The organism is Georgenia sp. M64 (genome assembly GCF_038049925.1).
In the GTDB taxonomy this organism is placed as follows: domain Bacteria; phylum Actinomycetota; class Actinomycetes; order Actinomycetales; family Actinomycetaceae; genus Georgenia.
In genome coordinates this window covers 3,445,349-3,466,107 of the sequence record NZ_CP145809.1, presented here as the reverse complement: position 1 = coordinate 3,466,107, position 20,759 = coordinate 3,445,349, and the positions used below count along the sequence as shown (strand labels likewise).

Annotated in this window: 20 protein-coding genes and 1 riboswitch; of the genes, 9 read left to right on the top strand and 11 right to left on the bottom strand. The window is 75.9% G+C overall.

All coding sequences use genetic code 11. The annotated features are described in order from the left end of the window. Positions 1 to 33: 33 nt before the first annotated feature. Complete coding sequence (locus tag AAEM63_RS15450; protein WP_341359116.1) at positions 34 to 1,536, top strand: serine/threonine-protein kinase; 1,503 nt, start codon at positions 34 to 36, stop codon at positions 1,534 to 1,536. A gap of 21 nt (positions 1,537 to 1,557) precedes the next feature. On the opposite strand, the gene AAEM63_RS15445 is transcribed toward AAEM63_RS15450, so the two are convergent. Beyond that, entirely contained in the window at positions 1,558 to 1,941 is a 384-nt protein-coding gene (locus AAEM63_RS15445) for a VOC family protein (RefSeq protein ID WP_341359115.1), read from the bottom strand. 73 nt (positions 1,942 to 2,014) lie between these two features. Between AAEM63_RS15445 and AAEM63_RS15440 the strand changes: the two genes are divergently transcribed. Then, positions 2,015 to 3,226, top strand: a complete 1,212-nt coding sequence (locus AAEM63_RS15440; protein ID WP_341359114.1) for an AGE family epimerase/isomerase — start codon at positions 2,015 to 2,017, stop codon at positions 3,224 to 3,226. A 38-nt stretch (positions 3,227 to 3,264) separates the two neighbouring features. Here AAEM63_RS15440 and AAEM63_RS15435 read toward each other — a convergent pair whose 3' ends face one another. Next, on the bottom strand, positions 3,265 to 4,326 hold the full coding sequence (locus AAEM63_RS15435) for a Gfo/Idh/MocA family oxidoreductase (RefSeq protein WP_341359113.1): 1,062 nt from the start codon (positions 4,324 to 4,326) through the stop codon (positions 3,265 to 3,267). A 156-nt stretch (positions 4,327 to 4,482) separates the two neighbouring features. On the opposite strand from AAEM63_RS15435, the gene AAEM63_RS15430 reads away from it, so the two are divergent. Together AAEM63_RS15430 and AAEM63_RS15425 are read left to right on the top strand one after the other, a co-directional pair. After that, on the top strand, positions 4,483 to 5,388 hold the full coding sequence (locus AAEM63_RS15430) for a Gfo/Idh/MocA family oxidoreductase (protein ID WP_341359112.1): 906 nt from the start codon (positions 4,483 to 4,485) through the stop codon (positions 5,386 to 5,388). Further along, a complete protein-coding gene (locus AAEM63_RS15425) occupies positions 5,385 to 6,248 on the top strand; it encodes a cupin domain-containing protein (protein WP_341359111.1) in 864 nt (287 codons plus the stop codon). Before AAEM63_RS15430 ends, AAEM63_RS15425 begins: the two co-directional genes overlap by 4 nt. On the opposite strand, the gene AAEM63_RS15420 is transcribed toward AAEM63_RS15425, so the two are convergent. Beyond that, entirely contained in the window at positions 6,224 to 7,291 is a 1,068-nt protein-coding gene (locus tag AAEM63_RS15420) for a Gfo/Idh/MocA family oxidoreductase (protein WP_341359110.1), read from the bottom strand. The genes AAEM63_RS15425 and AAEM63_RS15420 overlap by 25 nt on opposite strands. A 91-nt stretch (positions 7,292 to 7,382) precedes the next feature. On the opposite strand from AAEM63_RS15420, the gene AAEM63_RS15415 reads away from it, so the two are divergent. Then, positions 7,383 to 8,429, top strand: a complete 1,047-nt coding sequence (locus AAEM63_RS15415) for an acetylxylan esterase (RefSeq protein WP_341359109.1) — start codon at positions 7,383 to 7,385, stop codon at positions 8,427 to 8,429. A gap of 64 nt (positions 8,430 to 8,493) precedes the next feature. Here AAEM63_RS15415 and AAEM63_RS15410 read toward each other — a convergent pair whose 3' ends face one another. The 3 genes from AAEM63_RS15410 to serC all read right to left on the bottom strand — a co-directional run bounded on the left by AAEM63_RS15410 (position 8,494) and on the right by serC (position 11,602). After that, on the bottom strand, positions 8,494 to 9,741 hold the full coding sequence (locus AAEM63_RS15410; protein ID WP_341359108.1) for a DUF4190 domain-containing protein: 1,248 nt from the start codon (positions 9,739 to 9,741) through the stop codon (positions 8,494 to 8,496). 50 nt (positions 9,742 to 9,791) lie between these two features. Continuing rightward, positions 9,792 to 10,409 carry a GNAT family N-acetyltransferase gene (locus AAEM63_RS15405; protein WP_341359107.1) on the bottom strand — a complete coding sequence of 206 codons (618 nt, stop codon included), beginning with the start codon at positions 10,407 to 10,409 and terminating at the stop codon, positions 9,792 to 9,794. Between the two features lie 80 nt (positions 10,410 to 10,489). Then, positions 10,490 to 11,602, bottom strand: a complete 1,113-nt coding sequence (serC, locus tag AAEM63_RS15400; protein ID WP_341359106.1) for a phosphoserine transaminase — start codon at positions 11,600 to 11,602, stop codon at positions 10,490 to 10,492. A 184-nt stretch (positions 11,603 to 11,786) separates the two neighbouring features. Here serC and AAEM63_RS15395 point away from each other — a divergent pair, with 184 nt between their 5' ends. Next, positions 11,787 to 12,518 carry an SGNH/GDSL hydrolase family protein gene (locus AAEM63_RS15395; RefSeq protein ID WP_341359105.1) on the top strand — a complete coding sequence of 244 codons (732 nt, stop codon included), beginning with the start codon at positions 11,787 to 11,789 and terminating at the stop codon, positions 12,516 to 12,518. A gap of 37 nt (positions 12,519 to 12,555) precedes the next feature. Here the strand turns inward: AAEM63_RS15395 and AAEM63_RS15390 are convergent, their stop codons facing one another. Next, the gene (locus tag AAEM63_RS15390) at positions 12,556 to 13,566 is read right to left on the bottom strand and encodes a citrate/2-methylcitrate synthase (RefSeq protein WP_341359104.1); all 1,011 of its coding nucleotides are present in this window, start codon (positions 13,564 to 13,566) and stop codon (positions 12,556 to 12,558) included. Positions 13,567 to 13,864: 298 nt separating this feature from the next. Here AAEM63_RS15390 and AAEM63_RS15385 point away from each other — a divergent pair, with 298 nt between their 5' ends. The 3 genes from AAEM63_RS15385 to AAEM63_RS15375 all read left to right on the top strand — a co-directional run bounded on the left by AAEM63_RS15385 (position 13,865) and on the right by AAEM63_RS15375 (position 17,283). Continuing rightward, entirely contained in the window at positions 13,865 to 14,665 is an 801-nt protein-coding gene (locus tag AAEM63_RS15385) for a metal-dependent transcriptional regulator (protein ID WP_341359103.1), read from the top strand. Positions 14,666 to 15,011: 346 nt separating this feature from the next. Further along, positions 15,012 to 15,211: riboswitch (cyclic di-AMP (ydaO/yuaA leader) on the top strand. Positions 15,212 to 15,222: 11 nt separating this feature from the next. Next, on the top strand, positions 15,223 to 16,035 hold the full coding sequence (locus AAEM63_RS15380) for a C40 family peptidase (protein WP_341361392.1): 813 nt from the start codon (positions 15,223 to 15,225) through the stop codon (positions 16,033 to 16,035). 324 nt (positions 16,036 to 16,359) lie between these two features. After that, positions 16,360 to 17,283, top strand: coding sequence for a universal stress protein (locus AAEM63_RS15375; protein WP_341359102.1), 924 nt, complete (start codon positions 16,360 to 16,362; stop codon positions 17,281 to 17,283). Positions 17,284 to 17,293: 10 nt separating this feature from the next. Here the strand turns inward: AAEM63_RS15375 and AAEM63_RS15370 are convergent, their stop codons facing one another. The 4 genes from AAEM63_RS15370 to AAEM63_RS15355 are packed head-to-tail and all read right to left on the bottom strand — an operon-like array spanning position 17,294 to position 20,734. Beyond that, positions 17,294 to 17,785, bottom strand: coding sequence for a hypothetical protein (locus tag AAEM63_RS15370; protein WP_341359101.1), 492 nt, complete (start codon positions 17,783 to 17,785; stop codon positions 17,294 to 17,296). Then, positions 17,782 to 18,237 carry a hypothetical protein gene (locus tag AAEM63_RS15365; protein ID WP_341359100.1) on the bottom strand — a complete coding sequence of 152 codons (456 nt, stop codon included), beginning with the start codon at positions 18,235 to 18,237 and terminating at the stop codon, positions 17,782 to 17,784. The genes AAEM63_RS15370 and AAEM63_RS15365 overlap by 4 nt, the downstream gene beginning before the upstream one ends. Then, positions 18,234 to 19,730, bottom strand: coding sequence for an alpha/beta hydrolase (locus AAEM63_RS15360; RefSeq protein ID WP_341359099.1), 1,497 nt, complete (start codon positions 19,728 to 19,730; stop codon positions 18,234 to 18,236). The genes AAEM63_RS15365 and AAEM63_RS15360 overlap by 4 nt, the downstream gene beginning before the upstream one ends. Further along, positions 19,727 to 20,734, bottom strand: a complete 1,008-nt coding sequence (locus tag AAEM63_RS15355) for a hypothetical protein (RefSeq protein ID WP_341359098.1) — start codon at positions 20,732 to 20,734, stop codon at positions 19,727 to 19,729. Before AAEM63_RS15355 ends, AAEM63_RS15360 begins: the two co-directional genes overlap by 4 nt. Positions 20,735 to 20,759 lie beyond the last annotated feature (25 nt).

Genomic DNA, 20,759 nt, shown 5'->3' with positions numbered 1-20,759 from the left:
CCGACCGGACGGCGGCGGGCGACAATCGACGGCGTGGAGAACGTCGTGCTCGCCGGCCGGTACGAGCTCCGGCGACCCCTCGGGCGCGGCGGCATGGCCGAGGTCTGGGAGGCGCGCGACCTCGTCCTCGGCCGCTCGGTCGCCGTCAAGACCGTCGACCTCGACACCGCCGGTGACCCCACGCTCGGTGACCGGCTCCGCCGCGAGGCCGTGGCCACCGCGGCCCTGGACCACCCCGACGTCGTCACCGTCTACGACGCCGGCGTCGACGGCGACACCGCCTACCTGGTCATGGAGCTCCTCGGCGGGCACAACCTCGCCGCGGTCCTGCAGGAGGGTCCGCTCACCGAGCCCGACGCCATCCGGGTGGGCTCGCGGATCGCCGGCGCGCTCGCCGTCGCCCACGCCGCCGGGATCGTCCACCGTGACATCAAGCCCGCCAACATCCTCCTCGACGGCGACAAGGTCACGGTCGTCGACTTCGGGATCGCCGCCGTCGAGCACGCCGCCGCCGCGGCCCTGACCGGTCCCGGCACCACCCTGGGCACGGCCGAGTACATGGCCCCCGAGCAGGCGCGCGCCGAGCCGGTCACCGCCGCCGCGGACATGTACTCGCTCGGCTGCCTCCTCACCACCCTCCTCGCCGGCCGCCCGCCGTTCACCGGCGACTCCCCGATCGCGGTGCTGCACCAGCACGTGGCCGAGCCTGCCCCGCGCCTGAAGGACCTCGCCCCCGGCGTGGCGATCGAGGTCGACGACCTCGTCACCGCCCTGCTCGAGAAGGACCCCGCGGGGCGCCCGACGGCGGTCCAGGCCCACGAGCTCCTCGCCGGCCTGGCCGAGCGGTCCGGCGCGGTCCCCGCCCTGGGCGGCGCCGGCGCCGCGGGGGCCGTCGACGTCACCGACCTGCCGACCGGGGCGATGGCCCTCGCGGACTGGTCCGAGACCGACGCGGCGTCGGCCGCCCCCGCCCGCCCCGCGGCCCCGGCCGCGGCTCTCCCGCTCGGCGGCGTCCCGGTCGGCGCGGTCCCGGTCGGCGCAGCGCCCGTCGGGTCGGTCGCCGCGACGCCCGACGAGCCGGGCACCGACACCACCGCCACCGGTCTGCCCGCCTACGCGCCGGCCCGGGCCGGGCGCGGCCGATGGCTGCGGTTCGGTGTCGCGGCCGCCGTGGCCGCGGGGCTCGTCACCGGGGCTGCGCTGGCGACCCGGCCCCCCGCCGACGCCGCGAAGACCTCCACCGACCTGTCCGCCATCGAGGCGCCGCTGGGATCCGAGACGCCGTCGGAGGAGCCGACCGCGGCGCAGACCGAGGACAGCACGACGGCCGAACCGGAGCAGCCGGCCCAACCGGTGGCCCAGACGGAGGCCCCCGTCGCCCCGGCCCCCGTCGCTCCCGCCGCCCCGCCGGCGGCCCCGGCGGAGGAGGCCCCGGCGGCGCAGGTGCCTGCCGCGACCGAGAAGACTCCCGGCGAGAACACCAACCCCAACGCCAACGAGAACGCGAACGGCAACAACGGCAACGGCAAGGGCTGACGCGCCGGGTGGCGCGCCTCCTCAGGCCCCGCCCTTCCAGTCGACGAGCTGGACGACGATCCCGTTGGGGTCGCGCACCTGGAAGGCCCGCTCGCCCCACTCCTCCTCGGTCAGCGGCATCGTGATCGCCACGCCCTCGGCCGTGAGCCGGGCGAGCTCGCCCTCGAGGTCGTCGACGACGAACGCGAGGATCTGACCGCGGGCGTGGACGTCGCGCTGGTCGGGCGGCATCGTGTCCATCCCCACCCGGACGAGGACGACGTTCATGCCGACGTCGGGCCGGGTGAGGGAGGAGTACCCGTCGGCGGCCATCTCCTCGGCGAACCCGAAGTGGTCCACGAGGAACGTGGCGGAGGCGGCGGGGTCGTCGACGGTGAGGACGACGGCGGACGCGGTGACCTTCACGGGGGTCTCCTTCCTCGGGACGTCCGGCCAGTGTGCCTCCCGGCGGGGGCGCGGGACCAGTACCGTCGGTGCCGTGACCCACACCGCCCACCACCTCGCCTGGCTCGACGCCGAGCGGCGCCGCCTCCTCGACTTCGGGCTCGCCCAGGCCCCCGACGACGCCGGCGCCCGCTGGCTGGACGACGACGGCGCACCGGAGCCCGGCGCGGCCGTCCACACCTGGATCACCGCCCGCACCGTCCATGTGCAGTCCCTCGGCCACCTCCTGGGTCACCCGGGCTCGCGTCCGGTGGCCGAGCGTGCGCTCGCGGGCCTGCGCGGCACGCTGCACGACGACGAGAACGGCGGCTGGTTCGCCTCGGTGGCCGCGGACGGCACGCCGGACGAGACGAAGAGCGCCTACGCCCACGCGTTCGTCGTCCTCTCCTCGGCCTCCGCCACGATCGCCGGGCTCGACGGCGCCCCCGAGCTGCTCGGCGAGGCCCTGGAGACGCTCGTGCGCTTCTGGGAGCCCGAGGCCGGGATGCACCTCGACGAGTGGGACCGCACCTTCACCACCGCCGACCCCTACCGCGGCGTCAACGCCAACATGCACGCCGTCGAGGCCCTCCTCGCCGCCCACGACGCCACCGGCGACCGGCGCTGGCTCGACCGCGCCGGGATCATCGGCCGCAACGTCGTCCGCCTGGCGCAGGGGAACGACTGGCGCATCCCCGAGCACTTCGACGAGGCGTGGACGCCGCAGCTCGAGCTCAACCGGGACCGCCCGGCCGACCCGTTCAAGCCCTACGGCGCCACGATCGGCCACGGGCTGGAGTGGGCCCGGCTGCTGCTGCACGTCGGCGCCGCGTCCGGCACCACCGCCGAGCTCGTCCCGGCCGCGCGGTCGCTGTACTCGCGCGCCGTCGCCGACGGCTGGCACGCCGACGGCGCCCCCGGCTTCGTCTACACCACCGACTGGACCGGCGCGCCGGTCGTGCGCGAGCGGATGCACTGGGTGGTGGCCGAGGCGGTCGGCGCCGCGGCGGCGCTGTTCCACGCCACGGGCGACGACGCCTACCTCACCGACTACCACCGGTGGTGGGACTTCGCCGCCGGTTTCCACCTCGACCGCGCCCGCGGCTCGTGGCACCACGAGCTCGACCCGGCCAACGTCCCGGCCGGGACGGTGTGGCCCGGCAAGCCGGACCTCTACCACGCGGTCCAGGCGACCCTGGTGCCGGTGCTGCCGCTCGCCCCCGGCCTGGCCGCGGCGCTGCACCTGCAGGCACGCGGGGCGCTGTAGGCGAGGAGGCCGGCTCCACCGCCGTCAGGCCCAGGCACTCACGGCGCCCAGACCTGCCGGCTCGTGCGGACGGCGGCGCCGGTCTCGACCGAGCGGCGCACCGCCAGGGCGAGGTACTGGTCCTGCGCCGCCTCGGCGAGGCTGTACACCTCCGGGCCGCCGGCGACGTGCTCGCCCATCCCGCGCAGCAGCGCCGCCACGGACAGCTCCTCGTCGGGCAGCCGGGCCGGGAGGAGCTCGTTGCGGTAGAGCCACCGGTCCCCGAGGGTGAGCCCGCGCAGGAACATGCCCTCGTGGTTGCCCGGGCCGCCGGCGGCCAGCCGCTCGATGCGCGTGAGCAGCGGGGTGCGGTGGTCGACCATCCGGCGCACCGTCTCGTCGCGGAGCTCGCCGCGGTCCCCGCGGACGAGCACCGTGCCTGAGCGGATCCAGGAGCGGTACTGGTCGGAGCTGAAGTCGTAGGTGCCCACCCGGCCGCCGAAGTCCAGCCGTGCGGTGATGTGCCGCTCCTCGAGCACCCGCTCGGCGGCGGGGTCGCCGGCCCGGTCCGGTCCGCCTGCCAGCGGGGCGACCGACTCGTGCGCGGTGACCGTGGCGTCCTCGAATCCGATCCCCAGCAGCCGGCGCAGCACCGAGATGCCGTGGTAGTCGTGGGCCACGGAGACCAGCGCCTCGCTGACGTCCCCGAGCAGGCCCGACCGGGTGACGGCGATCTGCGCGCTGACCAGCGGCTCGAGGTGGTACTGCTCGGCCACCTGGATGCGCGCGCCGCCCCGCACGAGGGCGTGCAGCCGGGCGAGCCCGGCGACGTCGGGCGCCGGCGGGGTCTCGGCCAGGACGGCGACGCCCGCGGCCGCGACCGCGGTGACCACCTCCTCCGAGGCGGCCTTCGCGACGGCGACGACGGCGAAGTCCGGGTCACCGGTGAGCGCCGCGGCGAGGTCGCGGTGCGTGCGCACGCCGAAGGCCCGCTCGAGCTGCGCACCACGCCCCGGGTCACGTGCAAGGACGCCGGTGACCTCCAGGCCGGGGACGAGGCTCGCCACCCGCACGAAGGCCTCGGCGCGGAAGCCGCTGCCGATCACGGCGAAACGGGTCATCGGGTCCTCCTCGGTCGGTGCGGTTCTCGCGAGCCCCAGCGGGTTCGCGGCAGGGGTCCGCGGACGTAGGCCCACATGCCGGGAAAGCGCTTGCAGGCCGGTCGACACCGAGCATAGGGTCGACGTGACCCCGGACACACCTGCCGTGAGGACCCCATGCACTCCGACCGTGCCGTTCGCATCGCCGTCGTGGGGGCCGGTGGCATCGCCGACGGCGCCCACCGAGAGGCGATCGTCGCGTGCCTCGACGCCGGGGTGTCCGTGTGGTGCGAGAAGCCGCCCGCGCTGTCCCTGGCGGAGTATGACGAGATCGCCGCCCACGAGCGCGACGGCGCCGTCGTCAGCTACGTCTTCCAGCACCGGTTCGGCTCGGGCGCGACAACCCTGCGCGCCCAGATCGACGCCGGCGCCCTCGGCCGCCCGCTCGTGGCCGTGTGCCACACGCTCTGGTTCCGCCCGCCGTCGTACTTCGACCTGCCCTGGCGCGGCCGGTGGGACACCGAGGGGGGCGGGCCCACGATGGGCCACGGGATCCACCAGATGGACCTGGCGCTGTCCCTCCTGGGGGACTGGACCGAGGTGCGGGCGATGACGGGCACGCTCGACCGGGACGTCGAGACCGAGGACGTCTCCATGGCCATGGTCCGCCTGGAGTCCGGGGCGATGCTCTCGGTGGTCAACTCCCTGCTCTCACCGCGGGAGACGAGCTACCTGCGTTTCGACTTCTCCGACGCCACGGTCGAGCTGACCCACCTGTACGGGTACGACAACTCCCACTGGCGCTGGACCCCGGCCGCGCACGTCGACGACGTCGCCCGCACCGACGGCTGGGCGCCGGCGAACGACCTGCCCAGCTCCCACGCCGCCCAGCTGAGCGCCCTGCTCGACTCCCTCGCGTCCGGCGAGCGGCCGGCCGCCGGCGGCCACGACGGCCGGCGCTCGCTCGAGCTCGCCGCGGGGCTGTACCAGTCCGCGATGACCGGACGCCCCGTCCTGCGGGAGGAGCTCACCCCGGACAACCCCTTCTACCACTCGATGAACGGGGCGGCGGTGCGGGCATGAGCCACGCCGCGCACGTCGGCGGGCCGGCCGCGCACGACGGCGGGGACGCCGCGCACGACAGCGGGGACGCCGCGCACGACGGCGGGCACGTCGCCCGGCACGCGGGCGCCGGCGCGGCCCGCGCCGCGAGCTTCCCCGGCGGGGTGGGTCTGAGTCACCTGCGGGTCTACGACTGGCCCACCCCCGACGGTGCGGGCGCGGCGGGCGGCGGCACCCCGCACCTGCACACCGTCTCGGGGGAGGCCTACGTCGTCCTCGGGGGCAGCGGCGGCGTGCAGACGCTCGGCTCCGCCGGCTACGCCGAGCACGATCTCGCCGCCGGCACCGTCCTGTGGTTCACGCCCGGCACCGTGCACCGCCTCGTCAACGACGGCGACCTCGAGATCCTCGTGGTCATGCAGAGCTCCGGCCTGCCCGAGGCCGGGGACGCCGTCCTGACCTTCCCGCCGGAGGTCCTCGACGACGCCGCGCGCTACGCCGAGGCCGCGCGCCTGCCCACCGGGGACGCCCTCGAGGTCGCCACCGCCGCCCGGCGTCGCCGCGACCTGGCGCTGACCGGCTACGCCGATCTCGTCGACGCCGTCCAGCGCCGCGGCCCCGCCGCCCTCGTCGGGCTGTACGACGCCGCCGCGCGCCTGGTCGCCCACGAGATCCCGGGATGGCGGCAGACCTGGGAGGCCGGCGCCCTGGCCCAGACCCGCGCGACCGACGAGGCGCTCACCGCCCTCGCCGCGGCGGCCGGCCAGGGCGCCGCCCACCTCGCCGACGCCACGACGCGCTCCGTCGTCGCCGACCCCGGGCCGCGCCACGCCGGTATGTGCGGGTGGCTGCGCACCTACCCGCTCCCCCCGCGCGGCTGACGGTCCGGCAGCTGGGGCACCGCGACGACCCGGCCCTCCCGGGCGGCCGTGAGCAGGGCCTCGATCGCGGCGACGGTCGCCGCGGCCGGGCGGGCGGGGGCGAGGTCGGGTCCCTCGCCGCGCACGAGGTCGACGAACGCGCGGGCCGGCGCGCCGGGGTCGTAGGCCGGCTCGTCCTCGGCCGGCTCGGTCACCACCGCCGTGCCGTCGGCGCGGCGGACCACCGTGCGGCCGCGGGCGAGGTCCTGCTCCACCACCCCGGAGGTGCCGTGGTAGCGCAGGTGCTCGCGCACCGGCACGGCGTCGGCCGTGCGGCCGGTGCCGACGGCCACCCCGGTCGCCCCGGACGCGAGCCGGAACGCGGCGGCGTCGTCGACGTCGACGTCGAGCCCGCCGGAGGAGGTGAACGCCGCGACCTCGGTGAGCTGGTCGCCGGTGACCCAGGTGAGCATGCCGAGGGCGTGGGTGAGCTGGGTGTGCGCCTGCCCGCCGCCGTGCTCGGCGGAGTAGCTCTCGGCGTGCTGCTCCTCGGGACGGTCGCCCGACTCGCCGCGCTCGGCCCGCTCGAACAGCGGGCCCGTCCGGGAGGAGAACTCGACCGTCACCTGGAGCAGGTCGCCGATGTCGTTCGCGACGGCGTCACGCGCAGCCAGCGCGGCGGGCTGGAAGTGGTGGGTGTAGCCGACCGTGAGGTGGACGCACGCCTCCTCGGCGCGGCGCACGAGGTCGAACGCGTCCGCCGCGGTGAGCGTCATCGGCTTCTCCACCAGCACGTGCAGGCCGGCGTCCAGTGCCGCCGCGACGACCTCGTGGTGGGACGCGTGCGGCGTCGCGACGACGACGGCGTCGACCGGCACCGCGGTCCACGCGTCCGCCGCCGTGGGGAACGAGCGCGCCCCCACGCGGGCGGCGAGCTCGTCGGCGCGGTCCCGGTCCGGGTCGCACACCGCGACGACCCGGGCGTGGGGGTGGCCGGCCAGGGCGGGCAGGTGGTGGTTGGCGGCCCACCAGCCCGCGCCCACCAGGGCGACGTCGACAGTCATGGTCCCTCCCGCCGGTCACGCGTCCTCGCAGGTCGGAGCCATCGTGACCGATGGGCGCAGGGTCCGCACGGGCTGCGGTAGGTTCCCGCCCATGCCGCTGTTCGACCTCCCCCAGAGCGCCCTCGAGTCGTACCTGCCCGACGTCGCCGAGCCCGCGGACTTCGACGACTTCTGGTCGACCACGCTGGCCGAGGCCCGCGGCCACGACCTCGCGCTGAGGCTCGAGCGGGTCGACACGGGCCTCGAGCTCGTCGAGACCTTCGACGTCACCTTCGCCGGCTTCGGCGGCCACCCGGTCAAGGGCTGGCTGACCCGGCCCGCCGGCGCCGCCGGTCCGCTGCCCGCCGTCGTGGAGTACGTGGGCTACGGCGGGGGCCGCGGGCTGCCCCACGAGCGCATCGGCTGGGCGACCGCCGGCTACGCCCACCTCGTCATGGACACCCGCGGCCAGGGCTCGTCGTGGGGCGGCGGCGGGCACACGCCCGACCCGGCCGGCGCCGGCCCCGCGGCACCGGGCTTCCTCACCCGCGGCGTGGAGGACCCCGCCGGCCACTACTACCGCCGGGTCTTCACCGACGCCGTCCGCGCGGTCGAGGCCGTGCGTGCGGTGCCCGGGGTGGACCCGGCGCGTGTGGCCGTGGCCGGCATCAGCCAGGGCGGCGGCATCACCCTCGCCGTCGCGGGACTGGTCCCCGACCTCGCCGCCGTGCTGCCGGACGTGCCGTTCCTGTGCCACTACCGCCGGGCCACGGAGATCACCGACTCCCTGCCCTACGCCGAGATCACCCGGTACCTCGCCGTCCACCGGGACGGCGTCGAGCGGGTCTTCGAGACGCTGTCCTACCTCGACGGCGTCACGTTCGCCCGGCGCGCGAACGCCCCGGCGCTGTTCTCGGTGGCGCTCATGGACGCCACGTGCCCACCGTCGACGGTGTACGCCGCGTTCAACCACTACGGCGCGGGCGCGGGCTCGCGCACCGACGTCGCTGCCGGTGCCGGTGCCGGTGCCGGTGCCGGTGCCGGTGCCGACGGGCCGGCGAAGGAGATCGTCGTCTACCCCTTCAACCAGCACGAGGGCGGCCAGGTGCACCAGTTCGCCAAGCAGGTGGCCTGGCTGGCGCCGCTCATCAAGGGCTGACCGACGAGGCAGGGCGTCCGACGCTGCCCGCAGGCTCACGCCGCGCTCTCGGTGGGTCCGGCTGTCAGCGGATCTCCCAGACCGCCCGGCCCGCGTCGTCGAACGCGAAGAGCTCCTCGATGAAGAAGCTCCCGCCCTGGATCTCCTCGGGCGGGACGTCCATGCACACCTGGTAGCTCGCGCTCGCGCCGGCGCCCATCGTCGGGACGTCGAAAACGGGGTTCGGCTCGGTGGCCGCGCAGGACGCCCAGTCGTACTGCAGGGCGTCGGTGCCGACGAAGACGTGGTTGAGGTCGATCCAGGGGTCGCCCTCGTCCGTGCCGTTGTAGACCACGGAGACGTCGGCGAGGACGTAGCGGCCCTCGGGGGGCTCGTTGAACTCGACGGCGCCCATCTCCTCGTCGGCGTCGAGGTCGATCGCGGTGACGGTGACGGTGTAGTCGCCCACCTCGGCTCCCTGACCCAGCGGCAGCGCGGCGGCCAGGTCGGGGGCGTCGCCGGTAGCGCCGTCCAGGGCGGTCGTCGCGCCGTCGCCGGTGGGGGCGTCCATGAGGTCCTCGTCGGCCGGGGCCTCGGCGGGCTCCTCCTCGACGACGGGAGCGGGAGCACCCAGGTCGCTCTCCTGGAAGGCCGTGAGGGCCGCCCCGAGGATCACCGAGACGACGAGCCCGAGCAGGACCGAGAGCACGCCGAGCACGAGCCCGGCGATCCCCAGCCCCTTGCCGCCCGCCTGGCCCTTGTTGGCCTTGCTGAGCGCCATGAGTCCGAGCACGACGGCGACGATCCCGCCCACGATCCCCGCGATGCCCACCACGGGGATCCACGCGACGAGGATCGACAGCAGGCCGACGACGAACGCGGCCACAGCCAGGCCGTTCGTCCGCTGTGGCTGGCCGGTGGGCTGGCCGTACTGCTGCTGGTACCCGTAGCCCTGACCGTAGGGCTGCTGGCCGGTGTAGGGCTGCTGGCCGGTGTAGGGCTGTTGGCCGGTGTACGGCGGCTGGCCGGAGTACGGCTGCTGGCCCGTGTAGGGCTGACCGTACGGCTGCTGACCCGGGTATCCCTCCGAGCCGGACGGCGGCCCGTAGCCCTGCTGGCCGTAGCCCTGCTGGCCGTAGCCCTGCTGGCCGTAGCCCTGCTGGCCGTAACCCTGCTGGCCGTAGCCCTGCTGGTCGCCTGAGGTCTCCGCGTCACCCTGCTGGTAGGGCTGGCCGGGCGTGTCACCGTCCGCACCCTGCCCGGCCGACCGGCCGGCCTGCCCGGGCGGAGGTGGCGGGGCGTAGGGCGAACGGTCGTCGGGAGGGTTCGACATGGCGGGTCCTGGTCTTCAGATGTCCGGTTCCGGCACGGGTCCGGATGTGTTCAGCGTAGGGGCCCCGGCGGTGGGGGCGCAGGGGAATCCTCGTTCGCCTCGAGGGCCAGTCGCACGGTGGGGCGGCCCCGTCGTCGGCCGGTCTCGACGAACCCGGCCCGGGTGAACGTGGCGAGCGTGCCGCGGAACAGGCTCGAGCTGCTGCGCGGGCCGGCGTCGTCCCCGGTGTCCACCGGGTACGCCTCGACGAAGCGGGCACCGTGCCCCCGGGCATGGTCCACCGCGGCGCTGACGAGCGCGCCGGTCACGCCCTCGCCGCGGTGGTCCGCGCGGACGTAGAAGCAGGTGACCGACCAGCAGTCGGGGACGTCCTCGTGCGTGATGATCGTCGAGCGGGGGATGCGCGCGTGCTCCGGGCGCGGGGCGACGGCGACCCAGCCCACCGCCTCGCCGCCGGTGTACGCGAGCAGGCCCGGGGCGGGTGCCTCGCCGGCCCGTGCCGCGAGGAGGTCGTGCCGCTCCGCCACGCGGGAGGCGGAGAACGCCTCGGGGGAGAGCCGCCACCACATGCACCAGCAGCTCGCCGGGTCCTCGCGGCGTCGGAAGAGGTGCTCGAGGTCGCCGAACCGTGTCGGCGTGAGCGGGCGGATCTCGACGGCGCTGTCCACCCGTCCATGATGCGCCGGGTCGTCCGGCCGGGCGAGAGCCGGCCTGTCGCCGCCGGGCCCCGGCCCGTGTGCCGCGCCCGTCAGGCCATCCGCTCGACGACGTGGTCGACGCACGCGGTGAGCGCCTCGACGTCGGCCGGGTCGACGGCGGGGAACATGCCGATGCGCAGCTGGTTGCGGCCGAGCTTGCGGTACGGCTCGGTGTCGACGACCCCGTTCGCGCGCAGCTGCGCGGCGAGCTCCTTGGCGTCGACGCTCCCGGCGAAGTCGATCGTGCCGACGACGGGGGAGCGGTGCTCGGGGACGGTCACGAACGGAGTGGTGTAGTCGCGGTCCTCGGCCCAGCCGTAGAGGATCGACGACGAGCGCTCCGTGCGCGCGGCCGCCCACTCCAGGCCCCCGTTCTCGTTGATCCAGTCGACCTGCTCGGCGAGCATGACGAGCGTGGCCACGGCTGGGGTGTTGAGGGTCTGGTCCTTGCGGGAGTTCTCCACCGCGAGGGCGAGGTTGAGGAAGTCGGGCACCCACCGCGCCGCGGTGACCTCCTCGATCCGGGCGAGCGCGGCCGGCGAGACGACGGCGAGCCAGAGCCCGCCGTCGGCGGCGAAGACCTTCTGCGGCGCGAAGTAGTAGACGTCGGTCTGGGACAGGTCGACCGCGGTGCCCCCGGCGACGGAGGTGGCGTCGACGACGGTGAGCGCGTCGCCGTCGCCCTGCCGCCAGACGGGGGAGAGGACACCGGTGGAGGTCTCGTTGTGGGGGTAGGCGTAGACGTCGACGTCGTCGACGCCCGTGCAGAGCGCCAGCGAGCCGGCCTCGGCGGTGCGGATGTCCGACGGCTCGAGGAACGGCGCCCGGTCGGTCGCGGTGGCGAACTTCTGCCCGAACTCCCCGAACGCCGCGTGCTGGGCCCGCTCCCGGACGAGGCTGAAGGTGGCGGCGTCCCAGAACGCCGTCGAGCCGCCGTTGCCGAGGACCACCTCGTAGCCGTCGGGAGCCCCGAGCAGCTGCGCGACGCCCTCCCGGATCCTCCCGACGAGCTGGCGCACCGGCGCCTGGCGGTGCGAGGTGCCCAGCAGCGACGAGCCCAGCGCGGCGACCATGTCCGCCTGGGACTGACGGACCTTGGACGGTCCGCAGCCGAACCGGCCGTCGGCGGGGAGCAGGTCGGTGGGGATGGTGACGGTCTCCATGGGCGCGATCTTGCCACCGGCTCGGGTGGGCCCGGTGCGCGTGCCCGGGCCATGACACCGCGAGGATGTGGCCTTGCCGAGCCGGGCGCCTGTCGGGATGTACCCGGTGCCGGTGAGCGCGCCGGGTGCTGGTGCCGGCGCCGGTGCCGGTGAGCGGTGGCCGGCCATCGGCGAGGATGAAGGCATGACGAACCGGCGGAGCGTGCGCACTGCGGCGCCGCGCGCGCTCGTCGTGGCGCTCGTGCTGACCGGCTGTGCGGGGACGACGCCGCAGCCCGGTCCGGCGGCTACCGTCGGCCCGACGACGGCCGCGGCCACCCCGGCGCCGGGCTCGCCCACCACGGCAGAGGACACCACGGCACGGGAGAGGAGCACGACGGTGCGGCTGACCGCGATCGGGGACTCGCTCACGGGCAGCGACGGCGACCTCGCCGGCGGCGACTTCGGGCCAGGCACCTGGCTGCACCACGCGCTCGGGCCCGCGGACGGCGGGTCGGTGGAGTGGGTCGGCGGCTGGGCGGTGCCGGGCGCCACCACCGCCGTCATGCGGGCCCAGGCCGTGCCACGCCCCGACGCCGACGTCCTGGTGGTCCTCGCCGGCACCAACGACATCGCCCTCGGGGTCCCCGCCGAGGAGATCGCCGCGAACGTCGAGGCGATCGTCGCGACGGTGGGCGCCCCGCGGGTGATCCTCGCGAGCGTCCCGCCGATCGAGTGGGCCCCCGACCTCGCCCCCCGGCACAACGCCGACCTCGAGGCGCTGGCCCGTGAGCACGGGTGGGAGTTCGCCGACGTCGCGGCGGACCTCAGGCGCGGTGACGGCTGGGCGCCGGGGATGAGCGACGACGGCGTCCACCCCACCGAGGCCGGCTACGCGGTCCTGGGGCGCGCACTGCGGGAGGCGCTCCTGCCCTGACGGTGAGGGCTCCCGTGGCGGCCTGCCCGGTGTCTGCTCACTGGCGCCGCAGGCGCTGGACCTCCAGGACGTGCGCAGACCACCCGGCTGTGCGCCCGCACAGGTACAGGGCGCAGAAGAGCTGGGGCGGGACCCCGACGTGGTCGAGCAGCACGCCACCCCAGAAGAGCGTGTTCGCCCCGGGGGTGGAGCCCGACGTGCGGGCGAGGGCCTCGGCGCCCGCGCGGGCGACCGCCTCGGCGGCCTCCAGCCGGCGCGCGCCGACCCGGACGCAGGCGTCGCGGAGCAGCCCCACGCGGGCGTCCGCCGGGACCAGCTCGTCGCCGAAGCCGGAGAGGTCGCCGCCCCGCGCGAGGTGCGCCGCGATGGCGGCGTCGGCGTCGCCGGTCCGCTCGGCCTCCTCGACGATCGCCAGCGCCCGGGCGGCCGCGCCACCGCCGAAGGGTGCGCCCGCGACGGCGACCGCGGCGGCGAGGCACGAGGCGGCGTCGGCCCCCATCTCCGCGGCCGTGCGTGCGGTGCGGGTGGAGGGGACCAGGCCCGTCTCGGAGACGGCGAGCCAGAACAGGTCGAGCGCCGCGACGGCCTCCGGGTCGGCGACGCCGCGCCACCGCACGAGGAACCGCTCCGCGATGGTCGTGACCATGTCGACCTCGCGCTGGGGCACCGCCGGCACGTCCTCGCCCCGCGCGGACTGGGCCACGAAGCTCAGCGTCATCACCGACGCCCGAGCGAGGTCCTCCCGGGCACGCGTGGAGTCGATCTCCACCAGCGGCCGGTAGCCCCAGACGGGGGTGAGCTGGGCCAGCGCGGAGAGGACGTCGACCCGCGTGTCGCCGGTGCGCACGGGGAGGTTGAACGGCTCGGCCGGCGGGAGGGCGGCGCCGCCCTCGCCGTCGACCAGCAGGCCCCAGATCTGCTCGAACGGGGTGCCCACCAGGTCGCGCATCCGCCGGCCGCGGAAGACCGGCTCGCCGTCGGCGACCGCGTACAGGGGCGGCGCGGTGCCCGGGTCGGGCCGCGGGAGGCGAGGTGGCGTGAGCGGCATCACGCGAACCATAGAGCCGAAAGGGGACAGAACGGAAAACAGACGGGACGCTTCCCCGGCCCGGCGACGGGAGGCCTCGTCGGACGGTGGTGCGCGCGGTCGCGAACCGGGCGGTGCGGTCGCGAACCGGGCGGTGCGGCGACTCTTGAAGAAGCGGTCCGTCCGTATCATGTGAGGGCCCTCACCGGGGCGGACCGCTGCCCGCTGTCGTCCCGCATCCCTATCCTGAGGGCAGGCATGCCATCACCAGCCGTCGCGACGCGGCCGCTGGGGCGCGCGCGGAAGAGAGCGGGAGTACGTGAGCGATCTCATCGACACGACGGAGATGTACCTCAAGACCGTCTACGAGCTCGAGGAGGAGCGCGTCGTGCCGCTGCGCGCGCGCATCGCGGAGCGTCTGGGCCACTCCGGCCCGACGGTGTCCCAGACCGTGGCCCGCATGGAGCGCGACGGGCTGCTCCTGCTCTCCGGGACCCGGCAGATCGAGCTCACCGACGCCGGTCGCCGCCGGGCGACGGAGGTCATGCGCAAGCACCGGCTCGCCGAGCGGCTGCTCACCGACGTCGTCGGCCTGGAGTGGGCGTACGTCCACGACGAGGCCTGCCGCTGGGAGCACGTCATGAGCGAGCGGGTCGAGCGCCGCCTCCTCGAGCTGCTCGACCACCCGCACGTCGACCCCTACGGCAACCCCATCCCCGGCCTCGACGCCCTGACGGGGGGTGAGGAGGTCATGCCGCCGCGTGAGGAGGTCCGGTCCCTCGCCGACGTCGCCGCCGAGCTCCTCCCGGCCGGCGACGACGGAGAGCGCTCCGCCCCGCAGGCCCCCGTGCACGGCGAGAGCCGCAGCGCCGCCGACGGTGCCGCCCGCGCGGACGCCGCCGACCTCCGTGCCGACGTCGTGCTGGCCCGCATCGGCGAGCCGCTGCAGGTCGACGTCGACCTCCTCTCCCGCATGGACCAGTCGGGCCTGCGGCCCGGGGTGCGCGTCGAGGTCCGGGTGCGGCCCGGCGGGGACGTCGTGTCCCTGTACGCACCGGGCTCCGAGACGGTCCTGGATCTGCCGGAGGAGATCACCCGGCACCTGTTCGTCACCACCTGACGAGCGCTCGGGCACGCGAGGCGGCATCCGCTCGGGAATGGGCGCCACGCGCGCCGCCGGGTGTGAGCCGCCTCACAGAAGACGCGCTGAGAAGCGCTTTCCGGCCGCCCCCGGGTGTGGTCGGAGGCGGGTGGGCCGATGGTCCCCTGCGGTCCCGTCACCTGGGACGACACCCCTTGACGTGACCACCTCGCGGGTGCTCCCCGGGACCGGCGACGGACGGGTCGCGGTGGACCTCACCACACCTGCGCCGACGGCGCATCCCCGGGGTCGTGATCGAAACGTGACATAGCCAGAATCTGGCTGTAGTGTCCAGATCGCTTCCGGAACCCTCCTCCGTGAAGTCTTCGGGCGGACGCCTAACCCTGCCGCCGCCCCGGAGTCAGCTTCGAGTAGGAACAGCGGCAGGGACGGGGGAACCAAGTGATTGACGGCTCCGGGAGACCGGAGCCTTGGGGTGAAGTGCGGCCTTCCTCGGGAGTCCGCGCCGGGTGTTCTCCCACCCGAACCCGACAGCTCACTCCGTAGGCAGCCAGGAGAGGTAGTCCGTGACCACCATGACGCCCCAGGGCGCCCGCCACCGCGCGGCCCGCCGTCCCTCCACCCCCCTGACCGTGGCTCTCTCCGGCCAGGGTGCGCGCCGCGGCATCGCCGCCTTCGCCTCCTCCGGCCTCGTCCTGACGATGGCTGCCACCTCCGCCGCTGCGGCCCCGGAGTCCTCGGCCCTGCCGAACGTCGACATCTCCGCCGCGACGTCCGAGGCGCTCACCGCGATGGTGACCACCCCGACCGTCACCGTGCCGGCCGACATCACCTGGTCCGCCGACGTCGTCGCCTCCGCCGAGGCCACCCCGCCGCCCCCGCCGCCGGAGCCCGAGCCGGAGCCCGAGCCCGTCGTCGAGCGGGACACCGAGGTCGCCTCCCGGACCGCCGAGCGCACCGCGATCGAGGAGCCCGCCGAGGCCGCCCCGGCCGCCGCCGTCGAGGCCGCCCCGGCGCCCGCGCCGGCTCCGGCCCCCGTCGCCGCCACCTCCGGCATCGGCCAGCAGATCGTCGACATCGCCCGCCAGTACATCGGCACCCCGTACGTCTACGGCGGCGCCACCCCGGCCGGCTTCGACTGCTCCGGCTTCACCCAGTACGTCTACGCGCAGGTCGGCATCTCGCTGCCCCGCTCGTCCTCCGCCCAGGGCAGCGTCGGCTACCGGGTCTCCGCCGCGGAGGCCCGCCCCGGCGACCTCGTCTGGGGCCCCGGTCACGCCGGCATCTACACCGGCAACGGCCAGCACATCGCCGCCCGCAACCCGGGCACCGCGCTGTACGAGAGCCCGATCTACATCTCGAACCCCGTCTTCATCCGGGTTCTCTGAGCGAGCCTCTCCAGCTGCACCCGACGGCCCGTCCCTCCTCGTGAGGGACGGGCCGCCGTCGTCGTACGGCCGTCGTGGTGTGCCCGGCGCCGGCGCGGGGAGCGGTGACGTCGCGGGTCTGCGGTGAGGCCGCGGGTTCCGGGTCGAGCGCGTAGGGCCGGTGGTGCTGAGTCACCCCGGGAGGTGCTTGCTCGACCGTTGGCTGCTGAGTCACGCCGCGTGGCGCGGCCCTGCGCGAACCGCCCGGCGAAACCCCACGTCCCCCGGACGGGGAAGGGCACAATGTGGGGCAACGGATCGCCGAACCACCGCCGGGGAGAGTCCATGTCGCACGAGAAGGTCATCGTCGTCGGGGTCGACGGGTCCGAGGCGAGCCTCGCCGCCGTCGACTGGGCCGTTGCCGAGGCGACCCGCACCGGGCACCGGCTCCACGTGGTCTGCGCCTACGCGCTGCCGTCCTTCACCGCGGCCTCCCTCGACGGCGGGTACGCCGCGATGGACGACACCGCCATCCAGCAGGGCGCCCAAGCCGTGGTCGACGAGGCCGTCGCCCGCACCGCCGACTCCGGGCTCAAGGTGACGTCCTCCCTCGAGACCGGCGACCCGGCCGGCGTGCTCGTGGACCTCTCGCGCGAGGCCGCGCTCGTCGTCGTCGGTACCCGCGGCGGTGGTGGGTTCACCGACCGCCTGCTGGGGACGGTCTCCTCGGCCCTGCCCGCCCACGCGCACTGCCCGACGGTCGTCGTGCCGCTGTCGCCCGCGCGGTCGTTCCTGCCGGTGCGGCGCATCGTCGTCGGCGTGGACGGCTCGGAGTCCGCCCGCATCGCCCTGCGGCGAGCCGTCGACGAGGCGATCGTCTGGGACGCCGAGCTCAGCGCCGTCGCCGCCGTGCCGATCGCGACCGGTGCGGGCGCGATGGCCTGGCTGCCGGCCGCCGTCGACCGCGACGAGGTCCTCGCGGACGTCCGTGAGGGTCTGGGTGTGGCGGTGCAGGCGGCGGTGGGCGACCGCGAGGTCCGCGTGCGCCAGCACGCGCTGGACGGCAACGCCGCCGCGCTCATGGCCGAGTTCTCCACCGCCGTGGAGCTCGTGGTCGTCGGCTCGCGTGGCCGGGGCGGGTTCGCCGGGCTGCTCCTGGGCTCGACGAGCCAGGCCGTGCTCCACCACGCCGTGTGCCCGGTCATGGTCGTGCCGTCGCGCAGCGCCGACGAGGGCGCCGCACCGACCGACGTGCCGTGGAACCAGTAGCCGGTCGAGGTCAGAGGTCCGGGTCCGCCGCCGGTGGGCCGTAGCGCTCGTGCAACCCGGTGAGCGTCGCGGCAGGGCCGGGCAGGCCGAGGTCGGTGGCGTCGAGGGTGACGCCGTCGTCGCCGACCACGCGGACCTCGACCACCTGCGGGACGAACACCTCGGTGTCCCAGCCGAGCTCGGTGGCGCGGTCGAGCACGCCGACGAGCGCGGCGGCGCCACCCGAGGCCGTGACGGTGCCGCGCACGGCCCGGCCCGACTTCTCGTCCTGCTCGACGGCGACGTCCGCGTCGCGCACGCCCGGCAGGGCGGCCATCTCGGCGCGGAGCCGGTCGGCCTCCCGCTCGAGGTCGGCGGCGGAGGCAGCGGTCGGCTGAGCGCCGGCACCACGCGACCCGGCACCACCCGCCCCGGCACTGCCTGCCCCGGTCCCGTCGCCCGCGCCGCACCCCGACAGCGCGAGAGCGGCCACGAGCGTGGCCGTGATGAGCCGCCGCCTCACCGGCCGAGGCTCCGGGCGGTGTCGAGCCAGCCGGGGTCGAGCTCGTCGTCCGGGGCCCGCGCGGCGACGTCGAGCACCCGCTGCGCCTCGTCCACCCCCGCGCCGACGGCGTCCACCACGCCGTCCCACACCTGGCCGATGAGCCCGCGGGCCTCGTCGACCCGGTCGGCCACCCAGCTCCGGGCGGCGTCGACGAGGGCGATCCGCTCCTCCACAGATTCCGCCTGCGCGCGCAGGGCCGCCTCGACGTCGCGCACGAGGGCGGCGGTGCGGGCGGTGTCGGCCGCGCGGCGCGCGAGGTCCTCGCGGAAGCGGTCCCCGGCGGTGGAGCCCCACCCCGCGCGCTCCCCGAGCGCGGGCAGGTCCGCGGCGACCTCCTCGGTGCGGGCCGCCGCGGCGGCGACCTGCCCCGCCAGGGCGCGCAGGTCCGCCGGGATCGCACGGTGGCTCACGGCGTCGCCTCCTGCGTGGCCTCGTAGGTGGAGGTGGTGGCGCCGCCGGTGAGGAACCGGTCGAGGCGCTCGCGCGCGGCCACCACCGCGGGATCGGTGGAGGTGTCCACCAGGGCCCCGGTGTCGCCGTAGAGGTTCGACGCGTGCGCGTCGCCCACGTTCTGCGCCCCGCCGAGCGCCGGGTCGCCCGGGACCAGCGCGGCGACGTCGCGGCTGATCGTCGTGACGTTCCGGGCCGACGGGTTCGGTTCGCCGTCGAGCCGGGGGACGACGTCCTGGTCGTGCTCGAGGGAGAGGAGGTGGACGTCGGCCGGCAGGTCGACGCGGGAGACGGGCGAGCCGCCGGTGAGCACGTCGGTGACGTTGAACGCGGACTCCTGCGCGAGCCGTGCCGCGACGATCCCGCCCTGGCTGTGCCCGGCGAGGAGCACCTCGGGCCGGCTGTGCTCCCCGGCCGGGATGCCGGCCTCCCGCATGGCGTCGGTGAGGGCGAGACGGACCGCCTCCTCCATGTTCGAGTCGATGCCCGCGACCGCCTCGAGGTTGGTCTTGGTGTCCGCCGGGTTCGTCGTCGAGGTCGGGTCCCACTGCTCCGTGCCGGGGATCTCGACGACGAAGCGCACCTCGCCGTCCGCGCCGGTCACCCGCGTGACGCGGACCTCGTGGGTTTCCTCCGCGCCGGTCATGGTGCCCATCCGGGTGAAGACGTCGCCGACGCCGACCGGCCCGGCGCCGTCGGACCGGCCGGTCCGGGTCACCCGGACGGGGCCGTCGTGGAACGCGCCGCCGAGACCCCCGCCGGCCAGGACGAGGGCGACGACCTGCTCGTACGTGAGCCCACGCAGCCCGAAGAGGTTGCCCGGGCTGCTGACCGTGCCCGGCAGGCCGGCGGCGACGGAGTCCACGAGCCACGGGTTGTCGAAGAGGGTCTGCATCCCGGCGGCGGTGAGCCCACGGCCGAGCCGGTCGGTCGCGCCGCTCGCCTCGAGCTGCGCCAGCCACGGCCCGGCACCGGCCAGGAGGAGGGCCCGCACCCCGGGAGGGAGCGCCGCGAGGCCGGCGAGCCCGACGACGCCGGCCGCGCCGACGGCCACCACGGCGCCCGCGGCGGTGACGAACAGCCCCGTGACGACCGCTTCGCCCGCGACCGCCCGCAGGGCGCCGGCCATCTCGGCGAGCGCGGCGTCGATGAGCTCGTACGCGTCCGCGGCGCCGAGGAGCAGCGTCGCGGTCGCCTCGTACTCCAGCACCAGCCAGGTCAGCCCCTCGGGCGGGAGGTGGGCCAGCCCGACGGCGGCCTCGATCCTGGCCAGGCCGACGGGGTCGAAGATCCCGGAGGCGAGGACGGGCCCGTCGACGGCGACGGCCGCCACCGTGACGGCGAGGCCACCGAGCTCTTCGACCATCGTGCGCAGGGTCGCGGCCTGGGCACGCATGTCCTCGGTGCGGGCGTCGATGGAGGCGGCGCCGCCGGCGACGGTGAGGGAGCTCATCGGGCCGCCCCGGGCGGCGTGGGCCCGGCCACCCCGCGCCCGAGCGCCGTGACGGCCCGGGCGACGTCGTCCTCGACGTCGGCGCGGCTGCTCAGGCGCAGCGTGACCTCCTCGGCCGTGGCCGCGGTGAGCCGGACGACGTCGGGGCCGGTCCAGAGCCAGACCGCCCGGTGGGTGGGGGCGGCCACCGGGTGCCCGACGGGGCCGACCCGCTCCACGCCGACGTCGACCGCGCCGACGAGGTCGCACGCGACGGCTCCCACGGCGGTCAGCGCCTCGGGCGGCAGGTCGGCGAGGTGCCGGGCGACGTCGTCGCGCCCCTCCCGCAGGGCCGTCGCCACGGCGACCGAGGTCGGCCAGGCGAGGGTGATCGGCCGTCCGGCGCCGCGGTGCCCCGGGGGGTCGGCGGGCACAGCGAGCATGACCTGGGCCAGGAGCGACGCCGTGTCGAGGAAGGTGAGGTCGACGGCCGGCTCGAGCTCGGACCCGGTGCCGGTCGAGCGGCGACGGCGCGACAGGGCGACCGCCTTGTCGCCGTCCCAGGCGAGCATCTGGGTCAGCGCCACGTCGCCGACGGTGGCGCTGACGCGGATGCGCAGCCCCGGCAGGGCGAACAGGGCCAGGCCGGCGACGAACCCGGGCGCGAGGTCGGCCAGGGTCGCCTCCGCAGCCTCCGCAGCCTCCGCAGCCTCGTCGGGCTCGTCGGGCTCGTCGGGGTCGTCGGCCTCGTCGGCCTCGTCGGGGTCGTCCCGCTGGTCGGCGGAGCCACGCTTGCCGGGGGAGCCCGGCTCCGCCGTCGCCAGGCCGAGACTCGTGAGCCGGCGCCAGGCGGCACGCCGCTGGCCGGGTGCGAGCGGCACGGGGGTGACGAAGGTGTCGGGCAGCGGCAGGTCCGGCAGGTCCCGCCGCAGGACGCCGAGGACGAGCGACCACGCCGCGACGTCGAGCGTGACGTGCACCGGGGAGGGCGCGGGGCGGGGCTCGTCGACCCGGAGCGTGCTCACCGGCTCATCCTGGCGCAGATCCTGC